This is a genomic window from Pirellulaceae bacterium (assembly GCA_029243025.1).
Classification (GTDB): Bacteria; Planctomycetota; Planctomycetia; order Pirellulales; family Pirellulaceae.
Genome location: JAQWSU010000017.1, coordinates 67,290 through 80,571, shown reverse-complemented (window position 1 = coordinate 80,571; position 13,282 = coordinate 67,290). Strand labels below are relative to the sequence as shown.

Below are 13,282 nucleotides of genomic sequence, written 5' to 3'. Positions count from 1 at the left end.
TAGAGAGGCTTGCAAAACAATTGGCGATCGAGAAATGTCACTATGGAGGATCGTAGCCGCCCCGATTGAACGGATGGCAACGTAGAATTCGCCCCACGCCTCGCAAGCTGCCTTTGATCGCACCATATTTTTTCACGGCTTCGATGAAGTAGCAGCTGCAGCTGGGTGTGAAGCGGCAGTTTTGACCGAGAAGTGGGCTGATAGCTAGCTGATAGCCTCGGATGGCTAGCATGATTGACCGCGCCGGAAGTTCGCGGATTGTTGTCCATAGCCGATTCATGTCTGGGTTCGACGCAGTTTTTTTTCCACTCGTCGCATCAATTGAGGTAGCGAACGATGGATCCGAGTGAAGTCGGCGGTCGCGCCTTTGCGGGGAATGACAACGAAGTCAAATCCGGGGCTTCGATCGCGAGATACTCGGCGAAACGTTTCACGGATTAGACGTTTCCAGTAGTTTCTGGTCGGAGCGGCCCCAACCTTTCTCGACACTGAGAGGCCGAGGCGAGAAACATTTAGTTGATTTTCGCAGCCGTACACGATCAACACGTCGTCCGCGACACTTTGTCGGCGAGCGAAAGCACGTTTGAAATGCTTGCCGTGCCGTACGCGGTGGGCCGGAGTAAAGGTCTGGTCGACCGCGCCGCTTGGATCGACTTGTCTCGATTTTTCCATCAACAGTTATCCTGTCTGCCTTCGAGCCGATAAAAATGTATCTGCTTTGTCTACCTCAGCTAGCCAGACGGCAAAGCGATGGCATGGAACCCGTGATTCGATTAAGGATCAAATGACCGACCCTGTTTTTCCAGTCCCATTCCTTCGTTGGTCTTGGCCAGCCGAACTTGTTCATTATCTATCTGTCGCTCAGGGGGCGAACAAGTTGCCCGGTAAGAAATAAGATACATCAGATGGGGAGACACGGCACCTGCAGTGCTCCGCTCGGAAGTTGGGTTTTTTGCTGAACGACGATTTCGACAGGCTGCTGGTGGCTTTGGAACGCCGATTCACTTTCAGCGGAAGCTTGGACAATTGGTCAGCAAGCGAATGGCTCACCTCTGTTTGGGCGGACTGCCATCGCCAGCCTGTCCCTGAAGGGGGATTTGCCCGTTGAGCAACTCGGTTGGGCACCAGATTTGGCTGCAGAAAAGCCGAGTAAGTTGAAGCAAAGCAGCACCCTTTTCCCGGCAGTGCTCGGGTTGCTCAGCCACTCACCCTGGGTGGGAAGCTTGTCTTTGGATTTATCTAGCAAAGAATTCAGTTCGAACGGCCGCTGTTGGCTTCGCTGTTGGCTTCGCTGTTGGCTTCGCGAGTAGGCAGGCTCCTTTTCCTGCCCGGAATTTGTCCACGGCAGTGGAGTTCAGATATCCCTTGATGGCTCTCACTTAGGTGAGACAACAAACAAATTGAACGATTTCTGCGGCCGGTGGCGGTTCCTCTCGCGACCCTGGATGGAGATGATTGATGCGACTTCCCTTTTTGAAAAATGGGTCAAGGAAGATACGATCAATTCGAGGCTTGCAGGTTGAATCGCTTGAGTTGCGGCAGTTACTTGCGGTCGACGTGATCGCGAACGGCGATTTCTCTGACGACTTGTCCCAATGGGTTAACGAAAGTAGTCTGCCAGCCACCGTGTCGGTCGAGCAGGTCGGTGGTGATTCTCGAGCAATTCTGCGACCCGCCCAGGAAGCCACCGCGCGTATTTCCCAGCAGATCTCCGTCGATGGCGGCACCGATTATCAGCTCACCGGCCAGATTTTTTCTGAGGAAGGTGCGTACGGATACCTTGGGGTAAAAGGTTTTGACGGTAAGTGGTCGGATGTGAATGTCGGAGACAGACATTCGGGTTCCTATACGGTTAGCTTTACCACCGCCACCGATGCGCAGTTTGTGACTGTTTATGCCCAGGCCTACAAGCAGCAGACCGGATTGATCGGAGTCGATACGTTACGACTTCTCCGACCTGTTAATGATCCACCTGTTAATGATCCTGTTGACAATGCTGTGAGCAACGGTGATTTTTCACAGGATCTTATCGGTTGGGTTGACGATAGTAGTCTGTCAGCCAGTGCATCGATTACGGAAGTCAGCGGCAATCCACAGCTGCGACTGCAGCCGACTTCCGAAGGCACCGCTTCTATTTCTCAACGGGTTTCTGTCGAAGGATCTACTGATTATCGACTGAGCGGTCAGATCTTCTCCGAAGAGGGTGTCTACGGTTATTTTGGGGTAAAAGGTTTTGATGGTAAGTGGTCTGAAGTGACGGTGGGAGACAATGTTTCAGGCGAGTACAGCCTCAGCTTTACCACCGCCGCCGACACTCAGTTTGTTACCCTTTTCGCCCAGGCGTACAAGCAGCAGATTGGCTCGGTGGGAGTTGATGCGATCTACCTGGTGCCTGCAGAGTTGGCGCCGCCAACCGATCCGCCCGTCAGTGATCCGCCCGTCAGTGATCCGCCCGTATTGGGTCCTGATTCAGCCGGCAATTGGGTGCAAGGAGGAACATTTACGGGTTCTATTCACTCGGCTTGGTCGACAGTTGGCAGCGTGGCAGTTGTCTCCGGCATGGATGGAGAAAGCTCGCTCGAATTACTGCCTGCTGCTACCGAATCGAGTCGTGCGATACAGATCATAGAAGGTTTGCGACCTCAAACGCTCTACACGTTTAGTGCCCGAGTTCGTACGGAGGGTGAAAGCGTTTGGGCATCGTTTGGAGTTGATCAGGGTACGCAGCTTCCAAAAACTAATGCTGCCCAAGGTGATCAGTGGCAGGAAAAGCGGTTTGTCTTTTACACTGCGACCGACAGTACCGAGGTGCGACTCTTCCTGGAGGCCTATCAGGGGCAAACTGGAAATGTTTATTTTGACGATCTACGGATTGTCGAGGGTGTTTTACCGCTGCCTGTCCCGTCGGAAGGCGGTGAATGGCCGATCCCCCCCGCGCTTCCCGTACTGGTGTCGGCGGGTGACGAAATGGTTGCGAACGCCGATTTTGCAGCGGGCCTCGAGCAGTGGGTCAGCGATCATGCCGTCTGGCAGACGGATGATGGAAATACCACTGTGACATTGACGGCCACCGCAGAAGAATCTGCTCGTGCTGTTCAAGATATTCCCTACGCACTCGCACCCAATACAACCTACACGCTCACAGCGATGGCAAGCGTTGAGGGGAGTGGTGCGACGATCGCGGTACGAGACCGGGCGGATTTGAACGCCGACTTACAGCTTTTCTCGGGCAGCGACGAGCATGTTTCGATCTCTTTTACCACGGGCGGTAGCTATCGTCATGTGCGGGTTGTTCTTGAGCAGTACAAAGGATCCGACGGGAGTCTCTCGGTGCAGAATGTTTCGCTGCGGGCTCAGGGAGGGGAGTGGCTCGATACGCCTCAACCCGACCAGGAACCAACCACCGAGATCCTTTACGATGATTTTGGCGACGGACTTGATCTCGAATCATGGTTGGTCGTCGATAAAGCGTGGGGCGGCGATAATGGGGGACTCGTTCCTGAGAATGTCGAGATCAAGGATGGCCTGCTTCTGTTGCATGCTCATGGGGATGATTACGAAGGCGAGGTGGTTGGTCACAATGATCGGACGACTCGCGTCGGGGCAGGGATCGCGACCCGCGATTATTATGCATCCGGTCGTTACGAAGTCCGCGCTCGGATTCCCGAAGTGACGGGTGCCGCTTCCGCGTTTTGGACCTTTCACTACGTCGAACACTTCCCCAGCGAAGAAGCCTATTGGGAGGAGCCGAGTCGTGTCCGTAACTCCGAAATCGATTGGGAGTTTCCCACGTCGCTGCAAAATGGATCATCCCATGATCCGATCAGTTTCGATAACGCCCGGGTCAATAGTTGGGGTGGAAAACTTGGCGGTGAAGGTGCCCATCATCCGGGGCGAGTTGAGGTTGTTAACGATGGTCAATTCCACACTTATGGGATTGATTGGCACAGCGGTGGCGACGGGGAGTTGCCCCGAGTCATTTGGACGATTGACGGCGACGAGGTGTACCGACATGAGGGAGCGCTGTTTGGCCAAGACAATATTCCGACTCAGGCCTCGCGGTTCTGGCTCGGAATCTGGTTTCCCTCCGCGGGATACAAAGAACAGCTCGAAGGGGTGTACGTCGACCGGGTCGGCTGGGCTGGCGACCCCGATTTTTCCGAAGCAACGCTTGAAATTGATTGGGTTCGTATCACACCGTTCAATGAGGTAAACGATCGTTGGGAGCCGGAAACCTGGCCAAACGGTTGGTATGCTTTGCCTCACGAATATCCTGGGTGGGGTCTTTCGGATAAAGCGAATGCTGATGAAGACGATCTGTTGGCAACCGACCATGCGTTGGCTGACTGGTCTGCCGATGGTCCGCTTGTTGATTGAATGTCACGGATCGCTGCGTCAGACATTGGGTCAAAGGACTGCCGTTGAGCACCGACGTGTTTGCCCTCGGCGAGTCGTGACGCTCGTGGCGTCCACCGCTGGCGTTTTGGAGGCCGTCATCAGGCTCATTCGCTGGTATGAAATGAGCGGATGTATGCAAGGAGGTCGGCCGCTTCTTGGGCAGTTAAATCACTAAGGATTTGGTCGGGCATCAGTGATTTCGAACTCTTTCGCAACTCTTCGATCTCGACTGTTGGGATGCGAATCTGTTTTTGTTCCGCCGTCTTGAGCACCACTTCAGTGTCGGTTTTCTTTTCGATCAGGCCCGTGACTGTTTTGCCTCGGTTCGTCAGGATCAGGTAACTGGCCAACGACTCATCAATCCGCAGGGAAGGGTTTAACACCTGCTGCAATATTTCAGCCGGTTCTTTGTATTTCACATTGATGTCGACGAGCGTGGTACCGATCGATTTTGACTTGTCGCGTGGATCGTGACAAGCTTTGCAGCGAGCACCATCGCTGTGGAAAATCAGTTTTCCACGTGTGGCATCGCCAGGGAGTTCTAGAATTAAACGCGGGTCAATGTTAGCACCGAGCCGAGAGCCGGATCTTGATTCGGGAAGGAAGGTCTCGAAGAGACCGCTGATGTTCTTGTTGGTGACTTCGCTTCCGATTGCGATGGTTGACGCTTTGTCTGGCTCAGAAAGAGCGTTGCTGTGCAGTTGTGCGAGCAGAGCCAACGATCCTTCCGTGGATTGCAGCAGAGTTTGAATTGCCGCGTCTCGCGACTCGCGAGTTTCAGCAGTATTTTTGACGAGTCTCGCCAGTGCTCGGGCTTCAAGCGAATCTGATTGGGTTGGCGGAGAAGCTCCGACCGTCGATGTTGAAGGTAATGAGCTAATCCATTTTGACACGAGAGCGACCCCTGCGCTATCGACAAGTTGTGAGCCGATGTAGGGCATGCGCGCATAACCGAGTTTTGACATGCGGTACATCAAAACCGATCGATAAGGGTCGCCGGGTGCGATTAACTTGGCGTTTCGCATACCGAAGGTGCCGATGCCGGTACCTTTGTTCGTGTTGAGTTTTTCGAACGGCAAATCACGCTTCAAATAAAAAGAGACGATTGCGTTGCCACTCGGATGATGGCACATGCTGCAATTGGCATGCAGGTATGACCTCGCTCGGTCGTCCAGACGCTGCTGTTGGTCATGTGGATCGACGAGCTGTAGTTCTGGCGGCACAGTCGGAGCATTTTGAAGAATTGTTTGAGACGTCAAGTGAGATAGTTGATCTTCAAGTTGATTGGCGGCAAAGCCAAGTACAAATCGTGAGCCCGCGTTGTGACACAATTTACATTCGTTACTGGCGCTTACACGCCACGTGCGCTCGTGTCTAACGCCGGCTTTATCAGTGACTTGCAGTGATCGGTTGGCACCAATTGAGTTGACGAGAGTCGCATCGGTGCCCTCGTCGTTCCATAGATAGCTGTAGGGTCGCCAGCTGCCCTTTTCGAAATGAAGCAGTTGTGTTTCCAAGCGTATCGGCTCTTTAAGACCTGCGTCGTCGAGACTCAAATGTTTGACGAGGACCGTCCCATTTGGATAAATCGTCCCTTCGCCGTTAGACGTTAGCTTCACCGAATCGTCATTAGGAATGGCGATCCATCGTTTTGCTGATGCTCCGTCCATCCAGCGTGGCACGCGAACATTGTAAGGCACTACGCCCGCTGCCGGTTTTAGATCGGTGAGCGAGTTAAAGAGTCCGGTTTCGCTTAGTAGTCTGGGGAAGTCGGCCGATCTGTCGGGCAATCCAGAAGGTGATAACTCATAGATTTTTCCCGTGTAGTCAAAATCAATCAGGTACAACTCTCCCTGACTGCCTTCCGTGAAACTGGTGATGCGTTGATCGGTGTCGATCAGCGTTTGATGCGAAAAGGTTTCATTTCCCTCGGATCGCAACGCCCAAATTGTTCCGGTGATATAATCGCCGTAGATGAATGCGCCGACGAGATCGGGCAGTTTAGCGCCGCGGTAGACGGGGCCACCGATTACTGAGTTGGCTTCGGAATGGTGGTGATCTTTGATCGGTGGGCGAATTGGGGTCGGCCCTACCTTGACGTCACTTCGCAGGATGGCTCGTCCTTCCATGACGGGCCAGCCGCAATTTCCGCCGCTTGCGAGACGATGCACCATTTCCCATGTTTCCCAGCCGTTGTCGGCTGCGAAGACCTCGCCGGTTAAATGATCGATGCCGAATTTCCACGGATTGCGTAATCCGTAAGCCCAGATTTCAGGTCGGGCTCCTTCCGTATTGATAAACGGATTATCGGGTGGAATCGCGTATGCTCGATCGTGTTCGGTGTCGTCGACATCGATTCGCAGCACGGCTCCGAGTAGGTCAGACAGGTCCTGTCCCGTCGTCAATCCGTCGGGCGGATTCGGGCCAGAGCCGTCCCCGGTCGATATGTAAAGGTATCCATCCTTGCCGAACTCGAGGCAACCGCCGTTATGTCCGCCACGTGGCCAGGAGAGGATGACTTGTTCGCTGGCAGGATCGATCGTGGGCGGAGAAGTGGCGGACATGACGAAACGCGAAACGTGGGTGCAGCGTTGCTTGGGGTGCACGTAACAGAGGAAAAGTTGGCGATTCTGCAGGAACTGCGGATGGAAATCGGCATCAAAAACCGACACCCCGTTTCCAATTGTCTTGGCGAGATCAAGGACGACATCGGCTTTTCGAACCTTCGGGTTTTTGACAAGGCTGAGAAGCTTGCCACCAATCTCCGTGATGAGCAAGCGATTCGCACCCGGGATCTCTTCGATGCAACTGGGCTTCGAAAAGTGAATGTTTGGAAAGGCAGGTGTGATCCGGTAACTTTCGGGTGCGTAGGGAGAGCCGTTGATCTGGGAAGCCGTCCAAGGCGGTCGGGGTTCGGCGGAAAGCAAGGTCGCTGGCAAGAGCGCCAGCAAGAGAGCGATGGACCTGATCGCGCGCATGTTTCATCCTCGGTTAAGATTTGGAAGATTCTTTCCAGCGCTTGGAGTGTGCTGAATAGCAATCGTCAAGGGCGATAAGCAATTTGGCAAATCGAAGTGCCCTCAAATTGTGCAATGCCTGGTCGCACTTCGCAATCAACATTTGGCGAATTTTGAGCGGTTGAGGTTGTTCGATGGGGTGGCCAGCATTTTTTTTGGAACGATGGCCGGCCATCGTTCCCCCTCCAGCGATATGGATGTTAGCTGAAACTTACCAAATTAACTCGCTGCGAGGATCCGACGCATAGGCGTCTTCAACTCGGGACAAAGCCTCTTTGGTCTCATCGTCCAACTGATCAATCGACTCGGGGAGTACGATTTGCAGTTCGGCGTACAGATCGCCGGTCGCGTTTTTCGATGCAATCCCATGCCCTCTGACGCGCAGACGCTTTCCGCTCGAGCTACCGGCCGGAACCGTCAGTGTGATGATGCCCTTGGGCGTCGGAACATCCACTTTGCCACCTAGAACTGCTTCGGACAGCTTCACGGGAACTCGAGCAATCAGATCGTTGCCGTTTCTTTGATAAAACGGGTGGGGTGCCACATTCACGGTGATTAGCAAATCACCCGGTGTGCCACCGCCGGCAGCTGGCTCTCCTTGGCCACGCAAGCGAATCGTTTTCCCGTGTTCGATACCCGCCGGAATCTTCACCTGGAGCGTTTCGATTTTTCCCGATTGTCGGCGGATCGACAGTTGTGCGTCGCCCCCCGAAGCAGCCGTTCGAAAGGGAACTTGTAATTCATGCCGAATGTTCGCTCCATGCTCTGGTTGCCTCTGACGTTCACTCGGTTTTCCCGTGAACTGGCGAAACATATCTGCGAAGCCTCCGCCCGCTCTACCGCCAGCTTGCTCACCGAAAAACTGACTCAGATCGATGTCTTCAAAGGAAGGTCCCCCGCGGCTCGATCGCGAACCTCTTCCCGGATGGCCTGCTTGTCCACCACTGAATTGTTCGTAGTCGCTCCCGTAGTGATCGTACATTTCCCGTTTCTTGGGATCGCTCAGCACTTCATACGCATTTTGGATCGCCTGGAATTTCTCCTTGGCCGAATTATCATCGGGGTTCAAATCAGGATGGTATTTCCTGGCCTGGTCGCGATAGGCTTTTTGAATTTCATCGACGGACGCACCGCGTCGTAAACCCAGTGTTGAGTAATAATCCTCGGCCATAAGATCAATTCAAATAAAAAATACAAAGCGAGTGGTGAATGCGGTGGATCTCCCGGTCGGGACTGCCAGAGCCGTCAGCCGGCTGTGCGCGAGATTTTGCCGATCGGTTGACCGGTTGCTCAGGAGGACCGGTCGGTAATTTCACCCTGATTTTACACGTCGGGCGAGTTGAAGAACACTAGACCCCGCGCGACATCCAATTACTTCTTCGTCAGTTATTGGTCGCCATTTGCCTGACGTGCTCATCAGCATGACAATCCACCGGAAATGGCTTTCAGGGGTCGGTTTCGACAGCCTTTCTGAAGGTGGACCCGGGATCGTTACCACCAAAATAATCGATCGCCGCCCAATTCGGAGTTAATATCAAATGCGGCAGATGAAAATTGGCCCGATTGGCGTCCGGGGCGACGGTCAGATGTCATGGAGACGATTGGGCTGAAACAAGCGATTTTGACGATTGGCGGTCGGCGTATCTTTTTCGCTTCTATTTTTCGTTCGCCAGCTAGGACCGTACACTTTGATATCCAGGAACCCTTTCAACTGCGCGTCGAGGTTGATGTCTCCGCGGGATTTTCGCGATGGTGGCTCGATCGATTGGCATGTCTGCAATTGACGGATCTACGACCGGGCAAGTTTGGAACGGTTTTCGTCGTCTTGTTTCAAGGGGAGTTGATCGACTCGATTTGCGCACGCAGATGGGGATACTGTTCACGTTTTGCTTAACATTGACGACAATGTTCTTGTCGGAGGTTTCCGCAGGTTGGTCGATGTCGGAGTCTATTTTTGGGTGGATTGAATGTTTGATTGTTTGCTGCGGTTTGCGGAGTTCTGTCTCGGTGGTTGTCACCGGCAAGTTCAAATCCATTCCCGTTCGCAGTATGCGATGGTTGGTTGTTCCGTCTTTACCTTTATTTCGATGTTTGCGACGTCTTTAACGGCGCACGGTGCGCGTGGATCACTCGAATTACGAGCGATCGACAGCAAGAGCCAGGAACCGACGGCCATTTATTTGGTGTTACGAAATTCGAAGGGTCGGCCGATCTTTGCCCCCCAACAGCCTCGAATTGGAGACGGCTTCGTCTTTGACGGCCAAGTTGTGTTGGATCTAAATCCGGGAACGTACACGTTCGAGGCGGACAGAGGACCCGAATACCGTCAACTCACCGGACATTTTGTGATCAAGTCCGGCGCAACTGACAATCAAGAAATCAATATGCAGCGTTTCGTTGACATGTCGCTCGAGGGTTGGTGGTCGGGCGATTTGCATGTGGAACGACCTTTGCGAGAGTTGCCTTTGCTGATGTTGGCGAGTGACCTCCATTTTGCAAATGTCGTGACCTGGAGCAATCAAAAAAACGTTTGGGAACGCAAGCCACGGCCAAAGGTGATTACAGAAAAGGTCGGACGCCATCGTTTTTATCAGGTGATGGGTGGGCGCGAGCTGAGGGCGGGTAGCGAAATGGTTTTTGGGAGACTGCAGCAACCTTTGCAACTTGACGGCAATCAGATGGGCGAGTATCCCGCTCCGTTCGAATCCTTACGGCAAGTGCCTAAGCAGGAACAACTCCACGCGCATCTCAATCGAATGGATTGTCGAGATCTTCCTGTGTGGCTGGCGAGTGGAAAGGTTGATTCCGTTGGTTTGTTGCATCCGGGTTTGCTGCCGAATGGGAGCGTTGATGCGCCGTTTTCTCAGCAACGCGATCGCGTCTTGTTTCCGGAGCCCCATGGAGTAGGCCGCTGGTCGCAGCAGATCTATTTCCGGCTGCTTAATGCGGGCTTTAAGATTCCACCTGCGGCTGGGAGTGGAGCCGGTATGAATGCGAGTCCCCTCGGATACAACCGCGTCTACGTTCATTGTGAGCAACCGTTTACTCCCCAAAGCTGGTGGGATGGGCTGCGCGCCGGTCGCGTTTTACTGACCAATGGTCCGTTATTGCGACCTCGGGCCAATGGTCGGCTTCCCGGCCACGTCTTCTGGGCGACAGGAGAACGGTTGGAATTGGAAATCGAGGCAAAACTTGGGACTCGTGAAAAGATTGATTACTTTGAGGTCATCAAAAATGGTCGATCGGAAATGCAGGTCCGACTGGAGGATTGGGTTAGCCATGAGGGGCGTTTGCCGCCGGTGATCTTCGAACAGAGTGGCTGGATGATGATTCGTGTGGTCACTCGTAATCAGCAGACTTACCGTTGTGCTTGTAGCGGACCATTTTACGTGAACTTTCAGGACCAACCGCGGATCAGTCGCCAGTCGTGCCAATTCTTCGTCGATTGGTTGTACGCGCGAGCACGAGAAATCCGCCTTGAAGATCGGCAGCAACAGTCAGAGCTCATGCGGTATTATCGTGCCGCTCGTAATTTCTGGGAAAAACGGCTGGCGAAAGCGAATGTCGATTGACTTGCGCACCGTCGCCTAGTCGAGGGCTTGCCGATCGCGTAGCCTGTTAGAAGGTTCTTGCAAAGCTCATGGTTGGTCCTTTTTTTCCTCTTGCAATGAAGAGTTTGTCTGATGCGCGGACATTCGTCTCCGTCTCAAGGCCCCGTCGATCGACGCCGAAATCCAACGGTCCGGTTCATCCGGTTGGGAATTGTGTTGTCGATTGTGGCTTACGTTTGCATCCAGCCGTGGTTGGAGCACCGATTTGGCTGGTCTTTACCGTCGTTTATCGAACGCCAGGATGAGTTGCCAGAAAGGGATGAGCCCACGGCTGCGGTCGATGATCAGGAAATCAAGACGGCACCTCGCCAGTCATCAACGGATGTTTCCACGGTCGTTGGCCAGCTGAAGGAAATTCAGCCCAATGTTTTTGAATCACCTGCCGGCTTGATTTACACACCGGGCAGCCAGCAGGGGCATCGATTGAAGCATGTGCTCGCACATGCACAGGATCAGCCTAATCGTCCCGGACAGCACGGTGTGTTTCGTGATTCGAGCCAGGATAGCATTGTCGGCTTGATCGATGAGGCCTACCGAGAGGCTCAAAAGGGGAATGCCGATCGTTCGGGAACCGATTCGGAGCGACAGGTTTGGACTGTCCACATGGGTCGCGAAATCGGCTTTGTCGGCGGCCAGGTCGGGCGACAACGAGGCCATCCGAAATGCCGCTACCTGAGAATCGTGCTGGATGGAAAGCGAGTGATTACGGCTTATCCCATTCAACGACGAAATCATTAAAAAACAGTTTGAGGCGGTTGGCAGGGCCAGATCATCATGACCAAAGAGATTCTCTATTATGTGGGCTTTTGCTCTCGTTGTGGGACCGGGCCGCTTGGCATTCGCATCTGCGGCGGATGCCAACGACCGTGGATTGTTTGCGACGAATGTGATGCGGTTTGGGCCGCACCTGATTGTCGTGGCGAGCCGATGACGCTTTCCGATCTCCAGCTGCCCTGCCCGGACTGTCAAGCATCTTTACGGCATCTGCCGTCTCGATGGGCGAAGGCAGAGGATCTTGCGCGAATTGGCTGGAAGGGCGATGTGGTGGGAAAGGGGGAGTCGCTTACCGGCAATTCCTCAGGAGCGGGGCTGGATGCGGGCGATCATTGTGCGGAGAAGAATGATACAAATAATTCTTCGGACTACGGCGCTGAAAGCTGATCGGAAGTTGTCTGTCGATAGAGTCCAGGGCTGAATCTGTTAGGATAGAGCGAAGCCTGTTGTGATAACGGCAGGCCGATTTGGCCCCCACTTCTTTGGATTGATTGAAATGCAATCAAGACGTTCCATTCGTTTGCCGGTGGCTCTTGCCGTCGTAATGATCGTAATGCTCGTTGCCCTGACGGTGGGATGGGTTGCATTAGCAATCCGATCGGCGATGAAGGACTCGGGGTTTTCCAATCTCTATTGGGCGATGCTGACGGTCGGATCAGTGTTTTTCGCCTTGATCGTCGCCGGGGTTGTGATTTATTTGATCCTTTCGATTAAGGCGATCAATATTTCGCGTCGCCAATCAAATTTTATCGACAGTGTGACCCATGAGCTGAAATCGCCGATTGCGTCGTTGAAGCTGTATCTGCAGACGCTTACCCGCAGGCAAGTTTCAGAGGAGGAGCAAAGCGAATTCTATCGATCCATGTTAGAGGATGTCGAACGACTGGATCAGCTCATTAATCATGTCTTGGATGCCGCTCGTCTGGAGAAACCACGCAGCGAGAGTCTCAAGCAACAGGTGCCCTTAGATAAGTTGCTCATTCGCTGTGCGGCCGATGTGTGTAGCCGCCATCGGATGCCAACGGGGACGATTGCACTTGATGTGCAGCCCTGCTTTGTGAAGGCGTTTGAGGTCGATTTGGAACTTGTTTTTCGCAATCTACTGGATAATGCTGTCAAATATTCTGGAGACCCACCCCAAGTGCATGTCAGTTTGGCACAAGAAGCGGATCGTGAGCGAATTTGTGTTCGCGTGACTGACAACGGTCGTGGCATACCCAGCAAACAACGCTCAAAAGTATTCGGCCGGTTCGTCCGGCTTGGTACCGAATTGGAACGCGAGCAGCCGGGCTTGGGGTTGGGACTTTATATCGTTCGTACTCTGGTTGCGCGATTGCGAGGTCGAATTCGAATTCGGGAGCATGGGGCCGAAGCGGGCACCACTTTTGAAATCACGCTGCCGGGAAAAATCGGCTCAAAACCATCGTCCAATCCGCAGGCCGTAGTTACGAATCTCTAATGATGGAATCGCGAGGGCACTGC

9 protein-coding genes are annotated in these 13,282 nt (G+C 53.6%); 5 read left to right on the top strand and 4 right to left on the bottom strand.

Translation table 11 applies throughout. The features are described from left to right. Positions 1-40: 40 nt before the first annotated feature. Together yidD and rnpA are read right to left on the bottom strand one after the other, a co-directional pair. Positions 41-232: a membrane protein insertion efficiency factor YidD gene (yidD, locus tag P8N76_07315; GenBank protein MDG2381465.1), complete on the bottom strand. Its 192-nt coding sequence runs from the start codon at positions 230-232 to the stop codon at positions 41-43. 44 nt (positions 233-276) lie between these two features. Next, the gene (gene rnpA, locus P8N76_07310; GenBank protein ID MDG2381464.1) at positions 277-672 is read right to left on the bottom strand and encodes a ribonuclease P protein component; all 396 of its coding nucleotides are present in this window, start codon (positions 670-672) and stop codon (positions 277-279) included. 786 nt (positions 673-1,458) lie between these two features. Here rnpA and P8N76_07305 point away from each other — a divergent pair. Next, positions 1,459-4,377, top strand: coding sequence for a glycoside hydrolase family 16 protein (locus tag P8N76_07305; GenBank protein MDG2381463.1), 2,919 nt, complete (start codon positions 1,459-1,461; stop codon positions 4,375-4,377). A gap of 125 nt (positions 4,378-4,502) precedes the next feature. Here the strand turns inward: P8N76_07305 and P8N76_07300 are convergent, their stop codons facing one another. Further along, a complete protein-coding gene (locus P8N76_07300) occupies positions 4,503-7,376 on the bottom strand; it encodes a PQQ-dependent sugar dehydrogenase (protein MDG2381462.1) in 2,874 nt (957 codons plus the stop codon). A 250-nt stretch (positions 7,377-7,626) separates the two neighbouring features. Next, positions 7,627-8,586 carry a J domain-containing protein gene (locus P8N76_07295; protein ID MDG2381461.1) on the bottom strand — a complete coding sequence of 320 codons (960 nt, stop codon included), beginning with the start codon at positions 8,584-8,586 and terminating at the stop codon, positions 7,627-7,629. Between the two features lie 796 nt (positions 8,587-9,382). On the opposite strand from P8N76_07295, the gene P8N76_07290 reads away from it, so the two are divergent. The 4 genes from P8N76_07290 (at position 9,383) to P8N76_07275 (ending at position 13,259) form a co-directional block, all read left to right on the top strand. Then, entirely contained in the window at positions 9,383-10,987 is a 1,605-nt protein-coding gene (locus tag P8N76_07290; GenBank protein MDG2381460.1) for a hypothetical protein, read from the top strand. 111 nt (positions 10,988-11,098) lie between these two features. Then, complete coding sequence (locus tag P8N76_07285; protein MDG2381459.1) at positions 11,099-11,764, top strand: hypothetical protein; 666 nt, start codon at positions 11,099-11,101, stop codon at positions 11,762-11,764. Positions 11,765-11,800: 36 nt separating this feature from the next. Next, positions 11,801-12,187 (top strand): hypothetical protein, encoded by a 387-nt coding sequence (locus tag P8N76_07280; protein MDG2381458.1) that lies wholly within the window; start codon positions 11,801-11,803, stop codon positions 12,185-12,187. A 109-nt stretch (positions 12,188-12,296) separates the two neighbouring features. Continuing rightward, positions 12,297-13,259, top strand: a complete 963-nt coding sequence (locus tag P8N76_07275; GenBank protein ID MDG2381457.1) for a HAMP domain-containing sensor histidine kinase — start codon at positions 12,297-12,299, stop codon at positions 13,257-13,259. Positions 13,260-13,282: the final 23 nt, after the last annotated feature.

Bases quoted from the DNA above. Each gene is read 5' to 3' on its own strand.
- yidD (MDG2381465.1), bottom strand. From the start codon at position 232: ATGCTAGCCATCCGAGGCTATCAGCTAGCTATCAGCCCACTTCTCGGT.
- rnpA (MDG2381464.1), bottom strand. From the start codon at position 672: ATGGAAAAATCGAGACAAGTCGATCCAAGCGGCGCGGTCGACCAGACC.
- P8N76_07305 (MDG2381463.1), top strand. From the start codon at position 1,459: ATGCGACTTCCCTTTTTGAAAAATGGGTCAAGGAAGATACGATCAATT.
- P8N76_07300 (MDG2381462.1), bottom strand. From the start codon at position 7,376: ATGCGCGCGATCAGGTCCATCGCTCTCTTGCTGGCGCTCTTGCCAGCG.
- P8N76_07295 (MDG2381461.1), bottom strand. From the start codon at position 8,586: ATGGCCGAGGATTATTACTCAACACTGGGTTTACGACGCGGTGCGTCC.
- P8N76_07290 (MDG2381460.1), top strand. From the start codon at position 9,383: ATGTTTGATTGTTTGCTGCGGTTTGCGGAGTTCTGTCTCGGTGGTTGT.
- P8N76_07285 (MDG2381459.1), top strand. From the start codon at position 11,099: ATGCGCGGACATTCGTCTCCGTCTCAAGGCCCCGTCGATCGACGCCGA.
- P8N76_07280 (MDG2381458.1), top strand. From the start codon at position 11,801: ATGACCAAAGAGATTCTCTATTATGTGGGCTTTTGCTCTCGTTGTGGG.
- P8N76_07275 (MDG2381457.1), top strand. From the start codon at position 12,297: ATGCAATCAAGACGTTCCATTCGTTTGCCGGTGGCTCTTGCCGTCGTA.